The 16,054-nt window shown below is 37.8% G+C and carries 17 protein-coding genes and 3 tRNA genes; 13 read left to right on the forward strand and 7 right to left on the reverse strand.

Annotated features, from left to right (window positions below; all coding sequences use genetic code 11):
* Positions 1-16: 16 nt before the first annotated feature.
* Positions 17-421 carry an OsmC family protein gene (locus AC00Y6_RS04475; RefSeq protein ID WP_474489420.1) on the reverse strand — a complete coding sequence of 135 codons (405 nt, stop codon included), beginning with the start codon at positions 419-421 and terminating at the stop codon, positions 17-19.
* A 101-nt stretch (positions 422-522) separates the two neighbouring features.
* Positions 523-1,371 carry a beta/alpha barrel domain-containing protein gene (locus AC00Y6_RS04480; protein WP_474489421.1) on the reverse strand — a complete coding sequence of 283 codons (849 nt, stop codon included), beginning with the start codon at positions 1,369-1,371 and terminating at the stop codon, positions 523-525.
* Between the two features lie 187 nt (positions 1,372-1,558).
* Here AC00Y6_RS04480 and pepT point away from each other — a divergent pair, with 187 nt between their 5' ends.
* From pepT to AC00Y6_RS04500, 4 genes are read left to right on the forward strand one after another with little or no spacing between them, the layout of a single operon-like run.
* Positions 1,559-2,809 (forward strand): peptidase T, encoded by a 1,251-nt coding sequence (pepT, locus tag AC00Y6_RS04485; protein ID WP_474489422.1) that lies wholly within the window; start codon positions 1,559-1,561, stop codon positions 2,807-2,809.
* A 27-nt stretch (positions 2,810-2,836) separates the two neighbouring features.
* Positions 2,837-3,256 carry a SufE family protein gene (locus AC00Y6_RS04490; RefSeq protein WP_474489423.1) on the forward strand — a complete coding sequence of 140 codons (420 nt, stop codon included), beginning with the start codon at positions 2,837-2,839 and terminating at the stop codon, positions 3,254-3,256.
* Positions 3,257-4,222, forward strand: coding sequence for a glycosyltransferase family 9 protein (locus AC00Y6_RS04495; protein ID WP_474489424.1), 966 nt, complete (start codon positions 3,257-3,259; stop codon positions 4,220-4,222).
* On the forward strand, positions 4,219-5,127 hold the full coding sequence (locus tag AC00Y6_RS04500) for a glycosyltransferase family 2 protein (RefSeq protein WP_474489425.1): 909 nt from the start codon (positions 4,219-4,221) through the stop codon (positions 5,125-5,127). The genes AC00Y6_RS04495 and AC00Y6_RS04500 overlap by 4 nt, the downstream gene beginning before the upstream one ends.
* Before the next feature lie 8 nt (positions 5,128-5,135).
* Here the strand turns inward: AC00Y6_RS04500 and AC00Y6_RS04505 are convergent, their stop codons facing one another.
* Both AC00Y6_RS04505 and AC00Y6_RS04510 read right to left on the reverse strand, forming a co-directional pair.
* Positions 5,136-5,603: a VanZ family protein gene (locus AC00Y6_RS04505; RefSeq protein WP_474489426.1), complete on the reverse strand. Its 468-nt coding sequence runs from the start codon at positions 5,601-5,603 to the stop codon at positions 5,136-5,138.
* Positions 5,604-5,786: 183 nt separating this feature from the next.
* Positions 5,787-5,861, reverse strand: a tRNA-Val gene (locus tag AC00Y6_RS04510).
* A gap of 103 nt (positions 5,862-5,964) precedes the next feature.
* Here AC00Y6_RS04510 and AC00Y6_RS04515 point away from each other — a divergent pair.
* The 7 genes from AC00Y6_RS04515 (at position 5,965) to AC00Y6_RS04545 (ending at position 10,464) form a co-directional block, all read left to right on the forward strand.
* The gene (locus tag AC00Y6_RS04515; protein WP_474489427.1) at positions 5,965-7,206 is read left to right on the forward strand and encodes a bifunctional folylpolyglutamate synthase/dihydrofolate synthase; all 1,242 of its coding nucleotides are present in this window, start codon (positions 5,965-5,967) and stop codon (positions 7,204-7,206) included.
* Positions 7,207-7,244: 38 nt separating this feature from the next.
* Positions 7,245-7,319, forward strand: a tRNA-Val gene (locus AC00Y6_RS04520).
* Between the two features lie 32 nt (positions 7,320-7,351).
* Positions 7,352-7,426 (forward strand) — tRNA-Val (locus AC00Y6_RS04525).
* 137 nt (positions 7,427-7,563) lie between these two features.
* Entirely contained in the window at positions 7,564-8,283 is a 720-nt protein-coding gene (locus tag AC00Y6_RS04530; RefSeq protein WP_474489428.1) for a hypothetical protein, read from the forward strand.
* A 70-nt stretch (positions 8,284-8,353) separates the two neighbouring features.
* Positions 8,354-9,082 (forward strand): beta-carotene 15,15'-monooxygenase, encoded by a 729-nt coding sequence (locus AC00Y6_RS04535; protein ID WP_474489429.1) that lies wholly within the window; start codon positions 8,354-8,356, stop codon positions 9,080-9,082.
* A gap of 22 nt (positions 9,083-9,104) precedes the next feature.
* Complete coding sequence (locus AC00Y6_RS04540) at positions 9,105-10,196, forward strand: AI-2E family transporter (RefSeq protein ID WP_474489430.1); 1,092 nt, start codon at positions 9,105-9,107, stop codon at positions 10,194-10,196.
* Between the two features lie 13 nt (positions 10,197-10,209).
* Complete coding sequence (locus tag AC00Y6_RS04545) at positions 10,210-10,464, forward strand: DUF3820 family protein (RefSeq protein ID WP_474489537.1); 255 nt, start codon at positions 10,210-10,212, stop codon at positions 10,462-10,464.
* Positions 10,465-10,503: 39 nt separating this feature from the next.
* Here the strand turns inward: AC00Y6_RS04545 and uvrB are convergent, their stop codons facing one another.
* The 3 genes from uvrB to AC00Y6_RS04560 all read right to left on the reverse strand — a co-directional run bounded on the left by uvrB (position 10,504) and on the right by AC00Y6_RS04560 (position 14,267).
* Positions 10,504-12,495: an excinuclease ABC subunit UvrB gene (gene uvrB, locus AC00Y6_RS04550; RefSeq protein WP_474489431.1), complete on the reverse strand. Its 1,992-nt coding sequence runs from the start codon at positions 12,493-12,495 to the stop codon at positions 10,504-10,506.
* A 61-nt stretch (positions 12,496-12,556) separates the two neighbouring features.
* Entirely contained in the window at positions 12,557-13,813 is a 1,257-nt protein-coding gene (locus AC00Y6_RS04555) for a M56 family metallopeptidase (protein ID WP_474489432.1), read from the reverse strand.
* Positions 13,814-13,895: 82 nt separating this feature from the next.
* On the reverse strand, positions 13,896-14,267 hold the full coding sequence (locus AC00Y6_RS04560) for a BlaI/MecI/CopY family transcriptional regulator (protein WP_474489433.1): 372 nt from the start codon (positions 14,265-14,267) through the stop codon (positions 13,896-13,898).
* Between the two features lie 75 nt (positions 14,268-14,342).
* Here AC00Y6_RS04560 and AC00Y6_RS04565 point away from each other — a divergent pair, with 75 nt between their 5' ends.
* Together AC00Y6_RS04565 and AC00Y6_RS04570 are read left to right on the forward strand one after the other, a co-directional pair.
* Entirely contained in the window at positions 14,343-14,801 is a 459-nt protein-coding gene (locus AC00Y6_RS04565) for a hypothetical protein (protein ID WP_474489434.1), read from the forward strand.
* Between the two features lie 40 nt (positions 14,802-14,841).
* Positions 14,842-16,041: a PQQ-dependent sugar dehydrogenase gene (locus AC00Y6_RS04570; RefSeq protein ID WP_474489435.1), complete on the forward strand. Its 1,200-nt coding sequence runs from the start codon at positions 14,842-14,844 to the stop codon at positions 16,039-16,041.
* Positions 16,042-16,054: the final 13 nt, after the last annotated feature.

A 16,054-nucleotide genomic window follows, 5' to 3' on the forward strand; every position in this document is an offset into this window, starting at 1 on the left:
TCCTTTTTTTTTCAATTTATTCTTGATATTTGAAAAGAAATATCTTTTTGATATCCTCGTTGAGGCTGAGGTAAACCGGGCAACTCTTAACCGTGGTTTCTATAAAATCTTTTTCTTCCAAAGAGTAATTGTGAGGAAAATGAAAGACGCAGAAGATTTCTCCAATCCTTCTCGGTTCAAAGTACATGGTTTTTTTCAACTCGCAGGTGGCTCCTGTGATATTGATATTTCTTTCGTTTCCCAAAACTACCAATGATGCAAAAGCGCTCTCTGCCAAAGCCGTTGCAAAAATGTCAGTTGGTGAAAAATGCTCTCTTACAGAAAAGTTATTAGAAGGAACATACGTGGAAAACACTTCCCCCGAAGCCTCGTGCACAGATTCTATTTTGGAGTCACCCAAATAAGTCGTTTTTGATGTCATAGCTTATATTTTTGATTGTTTTTCTGTACTAAAATTACATCTTTTTATCAATAATAATAACTTTTTATGATTATTATTGAGAATACATGACAAAACTTACGTCAAAAATGAAAAATATCTTTTGCCATGTTATAAGCACTTTCAAAGTGGAGGAGATTCTGCTTAATATCAATTTTTTCTGAGGACATAAAGGTGAAAACCTTCTCAGTAGGCATGTTGCCAACCAAATCATCCTTGGCCATTGGACAGCCACCCATGCCTTTGATGGCACTGTCAAACCTTCTGCAGCCTTCGTCATAAGCAGCTTTCAGTTTTTTATAAGAATCCTCGTAGCGGTTATGAAGATGCGCGCCAAAGTTGATTTCTGGGTATTTTGATGGGATTTTGTTGAAGAGAAGCGAGATTCTTTCCACATCTCCCACACCAGTGGTATCCGACAGCAGAATGTTTTGGATCCCGATTTCCGAAAAACGGTGTGCCCAAAAATCCACATCTTCCCATTTCCAACGTTCGCCGTAGGGATTTCCAAAAGCCATAGAAAAATAGAGGTTGAGCTGTCTGTTTTCTGATTTTGTAAGTTCTAGGATTTTCACCACTTCGGAGAAAGCTTCCTCCCGGTTTTTATTGGTATTCCTGTGCTGGAAAGTTTCTGAGATTGAAAAAGGAAAGCCCAGGATGTCCACCTGATCGTGACTCAAAGCTTTCTCGGCACCCCGAAGATTTGCCACCACCACAGACAATTTAGTATTAGAAAGAGATTTGTTGATCTCATCCACCACAATACCCGAATCTGCCATCTGTGGCATCGTGCGCGGATTTACAAAACTACCGCAATCGAGGACATCAAAGCCCACTTCCATCAGTCGGTTGATGTAATCTATTTTGGTTGGCGTAGGGATCATTTCTCCCCAACCTTGCATCGCATCGCGTGGGCATTCGGTTAAGAACATAAGACTCGGTTTTTATCTCGGTTTGATGTTCTAAATATAAAACTTTATAGAGATATGGCAAATGTGTGAATTTTATCGCAAAAACAGGAATTTTAAAAGTGATGGGATTAGTCATCAAATGATCAACCACATATTATTTGCCGTTAAGTCCATAAATATCTAACTTTGTGCGGATATAGAAATTGATATGGAAAACATCCAATTAGACGGAGTTTGGAGAGGAAAACTCCTTAACAGATTCTTGACTTACATTAAGATTTTCTCAACCAGCGACCCGGAAAGTGACACCACGCCTTCTACAAAAAGACAGTGGGACATGGCCAATTATCTTTATCAAGAATTGCAGGACCTCGGCTTAGAAGATGTGAGTATTGATGAAAAAGGTTATGTTTTTGGATTTATTCCTTCTAATAAAGAGGAAAAAGTTCCACAAGTTGGATTCATCGCGCATTACGATTCATCTCCGGATTTCAATGGTGAGAATGTGAATCCACAAATTTGGGAAAACTATGACGGCGAAGATTTGCTATTAAACAAAGAAACCGGATTTACCCTGTCTTCAACAAAATTTGAAACATTAAAAAAATACATCGGACAAACCATCATCACAACAGACGGAACAAGTTTGCTAAGTGCTGATGACAAAGCCGGCGTTGCAGAGATTGTAACGGCAGCAGAATTCCTATTGGCTAATCCACAAATCAAACACGGAAGAATTTCCATCGGATTCAATCCGGACGAAGAAATTGGTAGAGGTGCGCACCATTTTGATGTTAAAAAATTTGGGTCAGAGTGGGCTTATACGATGGACGGCGGAGAAATTGGCGAATTGGAATATGAGAACTTCAACGCAGCCGGAGCAGTGGTGAAAATCCACGGGTTGTCTGTACATCCGGGTTATTCATTCGGGAAAATGCTGAATGCCGGTTTGGTAGCTTCTGAGTTCATCAATTTACTACCGGCTAATGAAACGCCTGCAACCACGAAAGGTTTTGAAGGCTTTTTCCACCTGACAGATTTTGAAGGTGATGTTTCCGAAGCTAAACTTCAGTACATCATCCGAGACCATGATGATCAAAAATTTGAAGCCAGAAAGCAATTGATTGCCGAAAAAGTGGAGGAAATCAACAAAAAATATGGCGATAAAACGGCAGAAATCGAAATCAAGCCGCAATATCTCAACATGAAAAAACAGTTTGAAGGCAAAATGCATATTATTGACTTGGCAGAACAAGCCATGAAAGATTCTGGTATTGAACCGAAAATCAAAGCCATCAGAGGAGGTACCGATGGTGCGCAATTGTCTTACATGGGATTGCCTTGTCCCAATATTTTTGCCGGTGGACACAATTTCCACGGGCCTTATGAATTTGTACCTTTGGAAAGTATGTTAGCTGCCGTTAAAGTGATTGCTAATATTGCCCAATCGGTAAAATAATTTAATTTTAATTCAAATCAATTCTGAATGACAATCAAAGAAAAACAACAGGAGCTCATTGATGAATTTGCCTTTCTGGAGGATTGGGAACAGAAATACGAGTATATTATTGACCTTGGGAAAGAACTAAAGGGTCTTCCTGAGGATAAAAAGACAGACGAAAACCTCATCCGAGGCTGTCAGTCAAAAGTTTGGATTGATGCAGATTTCCGGGATGGGAAATTGTTTTTCAACGCAGATTCCGACGGGATTTTGCCAAAAGGTATAGTTTCGCTTTTGGTAAGCATCTACAGCGGACATACTACGCAGGAAATCCTCGACTCGGATTTTGACTTTATTGGCGTGATTGGCTTGCAGGAATTCTTGTCCCCTTCTAGGGCCAACGGACTCATGGCTATGACCAAGCAGATCAAATTTTACGCTGTTGCATTTCAACTAAAGAAATAGGTGAAAAGAATCCTTGCATATCGTTTTTCCGCATTTGGAGATGTGGCAATGGCTGTCCCCGTTTGCGTAGAGTTTCTGGAGCAGAATCCTGATGTGGAAATTGTCTTTGTAAGCCGCGATAATTTTAAGGATTTGTTTGATCAGCATCCGAGATTGAAGTTCCATGGTATTAGTTTCGATGATTATAAGGGTGTTCTCGGGATAAGAAGGTTGACAAAGATGTTAATAAAAACCTATCATCCGGATTATGTAGCTGACCTTCATGAGGTGATCCGCACCAAGATGGTCAACTCGATATTTAAAAGGCATGGTTACAAAGTTTTTCAGATTATTAAGGGCAAAGACGAAAAGGAAAAACTCACCAACATTTGGAATCTGGATAAATTCCCGCTCAAAAGGACAGTAGAACGCTATGCAGATGTTTTCCGTAAAATGGGATTTCCTCTGGAACTGTCATATCAGCTGCGCGGGCAATGCAATCTTAAGAAAGATATTGGTTTTGCGCCTTTTGCCCAGCACAAAGGCAAAATGATGCCTATAGAAAAGTCTTTTGAATTGGCGCGTATCTTAGCACAAACTCATAAAGTTTACTTTTTTGGTGGAGGCAAAGAGGAAAACGAAATCCTTAAACAATGGGAAACGCAAATTGCCAATACGCAAAGCCTCGCGGGGAAATTGACTTTGCGCGAAGAATTACAGAAAATTGCGGAACTCCAGGTCATGATCTCTATGGATTCTGCCAATATGCACCTGGCAAGCCTTATGGGTACGCGGTGCATCTCTGTGTGGGGCTCTACGCACCATTTCGCCGGATTTTTAGGTTATGGACAAAGCGAAGATGACATTGTGGAAGTCAAGGATTTAACCTGCAGGCCATGCTCGGTTTTTGGTGACAAAGAATGCTTCCGTGGCGATTATGCCTGCCAAGAAGAGCTGAATATCCAAAAAGTTATTGATAAGATATGAAGCTCTCAGTTTGTATTCCTGTTTATAATTTTGATGTGCTGGACCTGGTAAAGGCTCTGCAATTTGAAATCGAAAAAAATGGTCTGGATGCCGAGATCGTGTTGATAGATGATGCTTCTGATGAAACCTTCAAAAAAACCAATACAACGATTGAAAATCTTACAGATCAATTTATTTTTTTGGAGAAAAATGTGGGCAGATCTATCATAAGAAACCTGTTCCTACAGTTTGCAAAGGGCGATTATTTTCTTTTTCTGGATTGTGATTTTAGGATAACGAATCCTTCTTTCATCAGGGCTTATTTAAAAGCGATTGAACAGAATCCTGAAGTAGATCTTTTTTACGGTGGTTTTACGGTGGATAAAAACTTTAAAAACCTTAGGAACTATTATTCAATAAAAAGGGAAATTTCAACAAATTATAATAGCAAGGATTTCGATACTTTCAGGACCGCAAATTTTGTTATTAGGCAAACAGTCTTCATTGAATATCCTTTTAATGAGAATCTTGTGCAATATGGATATGAAGACTACGTTTTTGCAAAAACGCTGGAGCGTGATAAGGTAGGTTATCTTTTTATCAATAACCCGGCAATGCACGTTGATTATTCTCAAAATGACGTATTTTTAAAAAAGGCTGGCCAAGGTATGAGATCGCTATACATTTTATCCAAAGATCCCAAATATCAGGATAAAATAAAAGACACAAAAGTCTACAAAACAGCTCTTTTAATACAAAAATTGCGCTTGGAACTTGTGTTTCGGTATGTTTACGGATTGCTAGAAAAACATGTTATAAAAAACCTCACTTCTGAAACTCCCAGTATTTTTCTTTTTGATCTTTATAAACTTGGAACTTACATCAGTATAAATTATCATGAAGGAAAAATAGATAGTGAAGCATAATAAAGATATTACGATAATTTATAGGAGCTCATATCATCATAGTCAGGATCTAGCTCAAAACGAATATTCGCAAAATTAAATGTCTTCATTATTTTTAAACTAAAATAACCGATTAGCATGCCTAAAGTATTGAGGAAAACATCATCTATATCGGCCGTTCCACGGGCAGTGTAGAGCTGAGCCAATTCAATCATTGATATCCATGAGATAAATAGAAACAGAAGCAATGGGAGCTTATCCAATCGCTTATCTAAAATACCCAACCATCCAAAGGGAATAAACATAACGATGTTGCCAACAATATTTACAAGAAATGCTTGGGAAAAAAATTCGGAATCGTAAAGAAAATGTTTGATGCTTTGTAGAGGATTCAATTGCAGAATGCCAAATTCAGGATGCCTGCCGCAACCGTAAAACATCATATATAACAGAAAAAAAGTGTAGAAAAAAATTAACACCGCATAATATCTTTTCATAGGTTTCCTTTTTTGGAGGATTAGTAATCAAAAAGAAATTTACTTCATATGGTAGAACTATTGATTAACAGTTTTTCTTGGCATCAAAAATCTTTCCTTTTTTTGCATTGCTGTCTTAAAACGATTAACTTTATAATTAATTAACAGTTTTTGAAAGAGAAATCTTCAGAAATTAAAAAAAAGTGGGCGATACAGGATTCGAACCAGTGACCTCTGCGATGTCAACGCAACGCTCTAAACCAACTGAGCTAATCGCCCGCAATGAAGCCGCAATTTAGAAAAAATTTGCCAATCAATTTTTATATTCATTCATATTATCTTGTATTGGTTATTTTTAAATTTGCACTTTGATTAACCGATTATGACTTCTCAAGATTATCAGGATGCCGTAGAATGGCTGTTCATCCAAATGCCCAATTACCAAACCGATGGCGAAAAGGCCTATAAACCCGGCTTGGATAATATAAAAAACCTGTGTGCTTTTTTTGGTAATCCTCAGGATAAGATTAAAACCATCCATATTGGCGGGACCAACGGGAAAGGATCCACCAGCAATATGCTCGCATCTGTCCTGCAGGAGGCTGGTTACAGAATTGGGCTTTACAATTCTCCCCATTTAATCGATTTTACCGAGCGCATCAAAATTAATGGTAAGAACTGTGATAAGACATTTGTATATCAATTTATACAAAAACTAAAACTATTGCCAGAGGACATTCGTCCATCTTTCTTTGAGTTCACCACGATAATGGCATTCGAATATTTTTATCAGCAGAATGTGGACTTTGCTATTATAGAAGTTGGTTTGGGCGGCCGTTTGGATTCTACCAATGTTATTAGTCCAATAGTTTCTGCAATTACCAATGTCCAGCTGGATCACCAAAACATCCTTGGAAACACCATTGAAGCAATTGCAAAGGAAAAGGCCGGAATTATTAAAGAACGTACGCCAATAGTTTCCGGCGATGAGAACATCGTGGTGAAAGACATTATTAAAGAAAAAGCAGAACTGCTTCATGCGCAATATGTAGATGCAACGAGCATCAAAACCAATCTTTTATCTGATTTGAAAGGGAATTATCAGCAGAAAAACATTCGTGTGGTTGTTGCTTTGGTTGATGAATTGCGGAAAGCCGGTCTCGCTATTAGCGATGAAAACCTAAAATCTGGATTGCTGAATGTCTGCAAAAATACCAATTTTATAGGTCGGTGGTTTGAGTTCTCGGCAGATCCGCTAACGATATGCGATACAGGGCATAATCAGGCCGGTTTGGAAGAAGTTTTCCGTCAGCTAAAAGATTATTCGCAGCACAAACACATCATTTTAGGATTTGTAAATGATAAAAATATTGATGAAGTTATCCCGATGTTGCCCAAAGATGCCGATTTTTATTTTGTGAAACCCCATGTTAACCGAGGCAGGCATCCTAAAGATTACGAAGATTTGTTGAAAAAATCAGGGTTGCGTTATCATATTTTCGAATCGGTGCAGGAGGGCTATGTGGCTGCAAAAGAGAATTGTAGATCTGGGGAAATGATTTTCATTGGCGGGAGTAACTTTGTTGTAGGTGATTTTTTAGAAAAAAATTTGCTGATTTCGTAATAAGTTGTATATTTGCACCACTCTAAACGAGAATTAGAGGGTTCTTAGCTCAGTTGGTTCAGAGCATCTGGTTTACACCCAGAGGGTCGGGGGTTCGAATCCCTCAGGACCCACACAAAAGGAACGAAACCTTTTCAAAAAATTCGGGTTCTTAGCTCAGTTGGTTCAGAGCATCTGGTTTACACCCAGAGGGTCGGGGGTTCGAATCCCTCAGGACCCACACTCAAAATCTCAGATTTTTCTGAGATTTTTTGTTTTTATGGGGTTTATCCACCGGAAATAAAGATTGTCAGAATATTTCATTTTACAATCTTTTTCTCAGAACAATCTTCTATTTTTGCACAAAGTTTTTGAAAAATGAATACACAGACAAGACCCGAGATAGGAAAAGTGCTTACAGAAGCCTATCAATACTGGATGAGGACATTGCCTTACCAACTCCTTTTCTCGGTGATTTATTTTTCTTTCATCATGTTTGCTGGCGCGTATGCATTCCGGTATTATGGTTTGTTTGAAGAGGTTAATCAGTTTTCTCAATTGATGTACAACGATTTTCAAGCATTCATCAAAAAGTATGAAGCACTTATGCAGACTCAAAATGCCATCTATTTCACCATGGCTGTTGTGGTTATAAAAGCCGTCATCTTTCCTCTTAATATCGGTTTTCTAAAGATTTACAGAAAGTTAGATTTGGGAGAGCCTGTAGTTACCTCGGATTTATTTGCCGGTTTTAAAGGGTCTAACTTCTTCCTTTTCGGGATTTATGCCATGTTTTGGAATGTCATCAACAGTTATCTGCTTATATTTCCGCCGCTATGTTTGCTTTGGATTGGCTTGATGCTATTTGTGCCGGGACTGGTTTTTTACAAAGGGTTTAATTTTCTCCAGGCTTTTAAAATGAGCATGTCTGTATTCAGGCAAAATATCGGATTGGTTCTACTTGCAAGTCTTGCAGCTATTATCATTTCTTACTGCGGAGTGGTTATTTTCTTCTTTGGGATTTTTGTGTCCTTCCCTTTTTGGAATGCGATTATTTATGTTTTATACAAACATCTTGTGGCTGACTTTGGTGAATAATTTTTTTTGAGTTCATCTGTATCCTGTTTTTTTTGTGTAGATTTGGTTATCAACTACAAAAATAAACTCAATGGAAAATTTTAACGAATTTGATTCACAAGCAAAAGCACCAGCAAGAGAGGCAGGAAGCATTATTTCCCATGCATTAGAAATTTTTAAAAATACATTTCTTTATTGCTTTTTAGCTGTTGTGATCTATTTTATACTCAGCTATTCACTTCAGTTTTTGACTGGGTTTAATTCTCAGCTTTTGGTGGAGCAGATAAAGGATTCTAATGGGAATCTTGACTATAATGAGATATTGGCTACTCCCGGATTTGCAACATTTTATGGGGCAAGTTTTCTTGTCACGCTCCTGTTATCACCAATATTTGTCAGCTTAATTTATGTAGCCAATAAAGCTAATTTTAAGCAACGTATCAGCGTATCCGATATATTTTTCGCATACAAGCAAAATTTCATTAACATCGTGATTTATGCATTAATCACTCAGGTGGCGGGATCCATCTTACTAATAATGTGTGTTTTACCAGCTGTTTTCATCATGCCTTTCTTTTTCTTAGGCTACCCAATTCTGATTTTTGAGAAAGCGAGTGCTTTTGATGCACTTAAAAAATCCTTCAATATTGTGCAAAACAATTATGGCACGATTTTACTTACAGGAGTTTTAACTTTTCTAATAAGTATTGCCGGTATTGTACTATGTTGCGTAGGTATTTATCTTACATTTCCATTTGCATACATTGCTGCATATTCGGCGTACTGTGCATACTGTGGAGCGCCAAGGCAATTGGATTAATTAATAAACAACAAATATAAAAATGTCAGATTCGGGTAAACCAATAGATTCTGTGGTTATCAAGCAGATTTCATTAATTCTTATTATCTGTGTATTAGTAGGTCTTATTTGCTGGAATCTGGCATTGTTCATCCCTTCAGTTCTGGGGGCTGTGACGTTATACATTATTTGTCGCAAATATAATTTTTACCTGATAGAAGAGAAAAACTGGAAACCCTGGCTTTCGGCTACGGTTCTTATGTTGGCCTCATTGATTGTACTCATATTACCAGTTTATTTTACAGTAGATCAGTTAGTTTCAAAACTGGGGAACGCTCAGGCTTACATGCAAAAGTTCAATGTTTTTCTGGAGAAAATCCATCAGTTTGTCTATCAAAAAGTCGGGTTTGATATTCTGAGTAAAGAGAATATTACTAAAGTAACTAATTTTGCAGGAACCTTTTCTACTAAGGCTTTGGGAACAACATTTAATACGTTTACAGTCATTACATCAATGTACTTTATCCTGTATTTTATGTTTGTAAAAGCTAGAGTTTTTGAAAGGGTGGTTGCCAGGGCAATGCCTTTTAAGAGAACCAATACCCAAATGCTTGGTGATAAATTTATCAAGCTTGTAAAGGCTAATGCTATTGGTATTCCTGTAGTTGCTTTAGGACAGGGGCTTGTAGCGCTTATAGGCTATTATATTTTTGGTGCCCCTAGCCCGCTGTTACTTTTTGCGCTCACAGCACTGGCATCCATGCTACCTGTTGTTGGAGCTGCAATTGTGTATCTGCCTGTTGGTATTTTTATGATTGCAGAAGGACAAACCGGACCCGGAGTGGGGATTTTAATTTATGGACTTATCATTGTTGGTCTTACAGATAATCTTTTACGCTTTACGTTGCTTAAGAAATTAGAGGACATCCACCCACTGGTGACCGTCTTTGGAATTATTATGGGAATGAATGTTTTTGGTTTTATGGGGCTTATTTTTGGTCCTATTCTGATGTCGATTACAGTACTTCTAATACAGGTTTACAGAGATGAGTTTTCGGGAGATGATGTGCCTCCACCACTTGAGTTACCAGGAGAAAATACAAGTAGTGATAACGGTTCAAATCTTATTATCTAATATGGAAAATGGTATAACACCTGAGATATTAAAAGAAATCTGTGTCGTAAAAATGCCTTTTGGTAAATATAAAGAGACTGTTCTGGCAGATTTGCCCATCTCTTACCTCGAATGGTTTATGCGAAACGGTGGTTTCCCCAAAGGAAAACTAGGTATGCAACTCTCTACAATCTACGAAATCAAACTCAATGGATTGATGGATTTGCTAATCCCCATCCGTGGCAAAGTAGATTATCAAATGCCAAAGAACAAGACTTACAGGTTCTAAATACAAAATAGCAGATTATATATAATCTGCTATTTTTCTTTATGATTTAAGAGCTTCTATTTCGTCCCTTAATTTGGCAGCTTTTATAAAATCGAGGTTTTTGGCAGCTGCTTCCATTTCTTTCTGTTTTTTGGCAACGATTTTTAGAATATCCTCGGAGCCATAATGGGCTTTGGTCTCAGCCACTTCCTGCATGATCTCTTTGTGCGTGTATTTTTCATCAGGGAAATCTTTGCTTCTACCCACCAGGTTTTCACTAATTTTTTTGTTGAGGGCCTGTGGCACCTTGCCGTGTTCCTCGTTGTATTTCATCTGCTTTTCCCGGCGGTAGTTGGTCTCGTCAATGGTTGCCTGCATAGATTTGGTCATTTTATCGGCGTACATGATGGCTCGTCCATTCAGGTTTCTTGCAGCCCTACCTACGGTTTGTATCATAGATCTTCGGGAGCGCAACATGCCTTCTTTATCGGCATCCAGAATGGCAACCAAAGAAACTTCTGGCAAATCCAGACCTTCCCTCAACAGGTTGACGCCTACCAACACATCAAACAATCCCAAACGCAAATCCTGCATAATCTGAATCCTTTCCAAAGTTTCCACATCAGAATGAATGTATCGAGTTCTTATTCCAACTTTGGTGAAATACTTGGTGAGTTCTTCTGCCATTTTTTTGGTCAATGTGGTTACCAAAACACGTTCATCCAATTCCACTCTTTTGTGGATTTCTTCAATTAGATCATCAATTTGATTCATCGTTGGCCGAACTTCTATAATAGGATCCAAAAGCCCCGTTGGCCTGATAATCTGTTCAATGTAAGTTCCACCGGATTTTTCCATTTCGTAATCGGCAGGCGTTGCAGAAACGTAAATCACCTGATTTTGCATGCCTTCAAACTCTTCAAATTTTAAAGGACGGTTGTCCATAGCGGCCGGCAAACGGAAACCATGTTCTACCAAAACTTCTTTTCGGCTTCTGTCGCCGCCATACATGGCATGCACCTGAGGAATGGTGACGTGGCTCTCATCAATCACCATCAGGAAATCTTTTGGGAAATAATCCAGAAGGCAGAACGGTCTTGCTCCAGGCAATCGGCCATCCATATATCGGGAATAATTTTCGATACCGGAACAGTAGCCTAATTCTTTAATCATTTCCAGGTCAAGTTCCGTACGTTCTTCCAGACGTTTAGCTTCCAGAGGTTTTTCGATTTCCCTGAAGAAATCTACCTGCTTCACCATATCGTCCTGAATCTCCCGGATGGCTTTTTGCATCGTCTCCGGAGTGGTGACAAAGAGGTTAGCAGGATAAATGTTAATCGCATCAAAATTAGAAATCACATTTCCCGAAACCGGGTCAAAACTTTGGATTTTTTCAATTTCGTCACCAAAAAACTGTACCCTGATCGCGGTATCCGCATAAGCAGGATAAATATCGATGACATCACCTTTTACACGGAATGTACCTCTCTGGAACTCGTTCAAAGCCCTGGAATACAATGAACTAACCAAAGAATGTAAAATCTTGGTACGTGTTGTCTTTTCGTTTTTTTCTATGGAGATTACCGACTTGTGAAATTCTGTCGGGTTTCCGATACCATAGATGCAGGAAACCGAAGATACAATCAAAACATCTCGCCTGCCGGATAGCAAACTTGCCGACGCAGATAATCTCAGTTTCTCAACCTCTTCGTTGATGCTCAGATCTTTTTCGATATAAGTATTGGTGGATGCGATAAAAGCTTCGGGCTGATAATAGTCGTAATAGCTGACAAAGTATTCTACGGCATTATCTGGGAAAAACTCTTTGAACTCCATAAAAAGCTGAGCCGCCAAGGTCTTGTTGTGTGCCAAAACCAGCGTCGGTTTTTGCACTTGATTGACAACATTGGCAACGGTAAAGGTTTTCCCGGAACCGGTAACGCCCAGCAGGGTTTGGTATTTTTCGCCAACGTTGATGCCCTCTACCAGTTTTTCGATGGCTTTTGGCTGATCTCCAGTAGGTTGATATTCTGAATGAAGTTTAAAATCCATCTAACAAAAATACGAAATAAAAAACGTTCCGATAGTTGGAACGTTTTTGTAAGCAGTTAAATTATTTGGTAAAACTCATAGTAATAGGAAACTGAAAAACTGTTGCTGCTGCTTTTCCATCTTCTGTAGCTGGCTTCCAGGTGACGTTTTCTGTTGACTTTTTCATCGCTTTGATGCTTGCATTATTGAAGTCAGTATTAGGGCCGTCTGCTTTTACATCTGTTGTTTTACCGTTTTCATCTATTGAGATATAAAGCATGGTTTTTATTGTTCCCTTTCCGTTCAAAGTAGTTGCATCAAAATTATTTTGAAAATTAGTTCGTAATGTATTCATACCTTCCGGAAATTCTGCTGGTGTAATATCTTTTGCTGGCGGCGGCGGAGGAGGAATTTGTAATTCGTTTTCTTTTAATTCCTTTGGCGTTGGGGGTGTTTTTACTTTTTTAGAGTTTTTAAATGTTACATTGTTTTTTCCTTCAGTTCTTTGCGGAATAGTATCCAATTTTACAGAACTGCTTAATGGTACAGCTGTTTCAAGCTTACCTTCCGAAGCATAAACCTTTTGAACAAATAAAAGACTCAATCCTGCAAAAGCGGAAACTGCCATTGTTTTTTTGAGTTTTTCAAATTTTGATTTTTTAGTGGTCATCATAATAAATCGTTTTTTGGTGTTATTGTAATTGAATTGGTGTGTCAGGTTGAGGTTTTGTGATTGAAGAATCTCGGAAAGAATCAAACTTTGGTAATCTTTCACATTATCATTTTGTTGGATAATCGTTTCGTCTGCCAAAAATTCGTGGTTGTCTGTCATCGCTTTCTTATAAAAGTATAATGCAGGATTGAACCAAGAAATGGTTTTTAAGATTTCTATAAAAAGAATATCGAGAGAATGGTTTTGAGCAATATGTGTTCTCTCGTGAATGAAAATTTGGTTATCGATTTTTTGATTTTCATAATAGCGCTGGTTCAGATAGATTTTGTTCCAGAAACTGAATGGCGGAAGGTTTTGCTCAATTATTTTTACTTTCTGATTTTGATAATCAATCTCAAGTCCTTTCAAATTAATAATTTTCATAATTGAAATGATTAGTTTGATAATCAAAACAATCGAAATGATAATAGAAGCTACAAGAATTAAATTCATCCAATCAAATTGAGATGTGGAGTTAGCATTTTGAATTAATTGTTGTGTAGGATTATCATCAAAAATCAGTTGACTCTTCTCACGTGAAATTGCTGGAAGATTGATTTTCACAAACGGAATCACGTAAGAAAAAACTACAGCAAACAAAAGATAAAACCTATTAAAGCGGAACATCTTTTCCCGTTGTAAAAACAAGTAGTAAATCCCGATTAATATCGATGAGCAAAGGATTATTTTAAGAATTAAGCTTAGCATGTCAATCTTTGATTTCTCTGTCAATAATGGCTCGAAGTTCTTTCAATTGTCTCTGGGATAGTTTTGCATTGGATGTAAAAAATGATGCAAACTGGCTCACAGAATTGTTAAAAAAACGGTTAATCATAGAAGACATTTCTCCGCGGAAATAATCTTCCTTTCTCACCTTTGGGTAGTATTCTCTTGAGTTTCCAAAAGTATTGTAGGCCACCAGATCCTTATTCTGCATTCTCTTAAGAAGCGTTGCAATGGTAGTTGGCGCAGGTTTTGGTTCTTCATACTCGTCCATTATATCCTTCATAAAAGCTTTTTCATTTTTCCAAAGGATTTCCATCAGGACCATTTCTGTATCGGTTAATTTTTGTTCTTTCATTCTACAAACAATTATTTTGTTCTACAAATGTAGAATTAAATTTGAAACTTTTGTTATATTTGATAAAAATTTATCATGAAATATATTTTTTTCATTTTTATTCTGATTCTATTCTCTTGCAGGGGAAAGATCAATCAATACGAAAAGACACCGTCTCAGACTGTAGTTAAAACGGGAAAATGGATTGTGGAAGACGATTATCCGGGAGAAATGTATAGAAGTATTGGCCGTTATAAAAAAGGGGTTAAGATTGGCCATTGGAGGACATATCTCAATGGCAGAATCTTGCAGAAGGATCGCTACAAAGATAGCATGACGTTTACAAAAATCTATCATACAAATGGAAAATTAGCTCAAAAGGGGCAGTCTAAAACCATAGTGGGTTATCAATCAATTTTTTGGTTTTATGAAGGAAAGTGGTCGTATTATGATACCGCAGGACAACTAGATTATATAAAAATATTTCATCCAAATAAGGGATCTGATAGCATCAATTGTAAAATGAACAAGCCTAAATGTTTGATTATTCGTTAACTTCGGCATTATTTTTACATTGATAAAAAAAATTAATATTATGCTTCGTTCACTTGCTTTTTCATGTTTATGTCTGTTTTCTATTCTCGTATCCTGTCAAGAGAAGGATAATCTGAAAGAATCTGCTTCGCCCGAGACACATGCGCCAAATACAGATTATAAGCCTGCCTTCCCCGGGCAGACAAGAGCAAAAGCTTTTAAAACAAAAGCCGAGATTAAGGTTGATATCATTAATAATAATTTGGGCAAACCATGGGGAATGACCCAACTGCCAGATGGAAACTTTCTAATAACAGAAAAAACAGGTTTCATGAACCTCGTTTCTCAAGATGGAAAGAAGATTACAAAAATTACTGGAATACCCAAGGTTGACAGCAGGGGACAAGGCGGGTTACTTGATATTACCATAGATCCTGATTTTAAAAATAATAAAACCATTTTCTGGACCTTCTCAGAACCTTATGAAAAAGGAAATCTTACATCTGTTGCGAAAGGTATTCTAACCTCAGATAAAGTGGAAAATGTACAAGTGATTTTCCGGGCAACACCATCTTATGATGGAAGATTGCATTATGGCAGCAGACTTGTTTTTGATAAGCAGGGAAATCTTTTTGTAAGTACCGGTGAAAGGTCGGATTTGGAAACGCGACCTTTGGCTCAGGACCTTAAAGCTTATTTGGGAAAAATTATTAAGATTGATAAATACGGAAAACCCGCTGACGGCAATCCTTTTATTGGCAATAAAAATGCAAAGCCAGAAATTTATTCATACGGACACAGAAACCCACAAGGTCTTGCCATCCACCCAGTAACCGGAGAATTGTGGGAAACAGAATTTGGACCAAGAGGTGGCGACGAGATCAATTCTATAAAGGCTGGTAAAAACTACGGTTGGCCAATAATTACCTATGGTATTGAGTATTCTGGTGATAAAATTAATAATGGATTAACAAAAAAAGAGGGTCTAGAGCAACCTGTTTATTATTGGGATCCGGTGATTTCACCTAGTGGAATCACTTTTTACACTGGTAATATTGATGAGTGGAAAAATAACCTTTTCATTGCCTGTCTTAGTGGTGAAAAGATTGACCGCATTATCATAGAAAATGATAAAGTGATTGGTGAAGAATGGCTGTTAGAAGACCAGCACGAGAGATTTCGTGACGTTTTTAACGGAAGTGACGGAAATCTCTATGCGATTACAGACAGCGGCAAATTATATCGAATTTCTAAGAAATAGAAATAACACCAAG

This window comes from Epilithonimonas sp., assembly GCF_056329745.1.

Excerpts from the sequence above, each read along its gene's own strand:
- AC00Y6_RS04475 (WP_474489420.1), bottom strand. The coding sequence starts at position 421 with ATGACATCAAAAACGACTTATTTGGGTGACTCCAAAATAGAATCTGTG.
- AC00Y6_RS04480 (WP_474489421.1), bottom strand. The coding sequence starts at position 1,371 with ATGTTCTTAACCGAATGCCCACGCGATGCGATGCAAGGTTGGGGAGAA.
- pepT (WP_474489422.1), top strand. The coding sequence starts at position 1,559 with ATGGAAAACATCCAATTAGACGGAGTTTGGAGAGGAAAACTCCTTAAC.
- AC00Y6_RS04490 (WP_474489423.1), top strand. The coding sequence starts at position 2,837 with ATGACAATCAAAGAAAAACAACAGGAGCTCATTGATGAATTTGCCTTT.
- AC00Y6_RS04500 (WP_474489425.1), top strand. The coding sequence starts at position 4,219 with ATGAAGCTCTCAGTTTGTATTCCTGTTTATAATTTTGATGTGCTGGAC.
- AC00Y6_RS04505 (WP_474489426.1), bottom strand. The coding sequence starts at position 5,603 with ATGAAAAGATATTATGCGGTGTTAATTTTTTTCTACACTTTTTTTCTG.
- AC00Y6_RS04515 (WP_474489427.1), top strand. The coding sequence starts at position 5,965 with ATGACTTCTCAAGATTATCAGGATGCCGTAGAATGGCTGTTCATCCAA.
- AC00Y6_RS04530 (WP_474489428.1), top strand. The coding sequence starts at position 7,564 with ATGAATACACAGACAAGACCCGAGATAGGAAAAGTGCTTACAGAAGCC.
- AC00Y6_RS04535 (WP_474489429.1), top strand. The coding sequence starts at position 8,354 with ATGGAAAATTTTAACGAATTTGATTCACAAGCAAAAGCACCAGCAAGA.
- AC00Y6_RS04540 (WP_474489430.1), top strand. The coding sequence starts at position 9,105 with ATGTCAGATTCGGGTAAACCAATAGATTCTGTGGTTATCAAGCAGATT.
- uvrB (WP_474489431.1), bottom strand. The coding sequence starts at position 12,495 with ATGGATTTTAAACTTCATTCAGAATATCAACCTACTGGAGATCAGCCA.
- AC00Y6_RS04555 (WP_474489432.1), bottom strand. The coding sequence starts at position 13,813 with ATGTTCCGCTTTAATAGGTTTTATCTTTTGTTTGCTGTAGTTTTTTCT.
- AC00Y6_RS04560 (WP_474489433.1), bottom strand. The coding sequence starts at position 14,267 with ATGAAAGAACAAAAATTAACCGATACAGAAATGGTCCTGATGGAAATC.
- AC00Y6_RS04565 (WP_474489434.1), top strand. The coding sequence starts at position 14,343 with ATGAAATATATTTTTTTCATTTTTATTCTGATTCTATTCTCTTGCAGG.
- AC00Y6_RS04570 (WP_474489435.1), top strand. The coding sequence starts at position 14,842 with ATGCTTCGTTCACTTGCTTTTTCATGTTTATGTCTGTTTTCTATTCTC.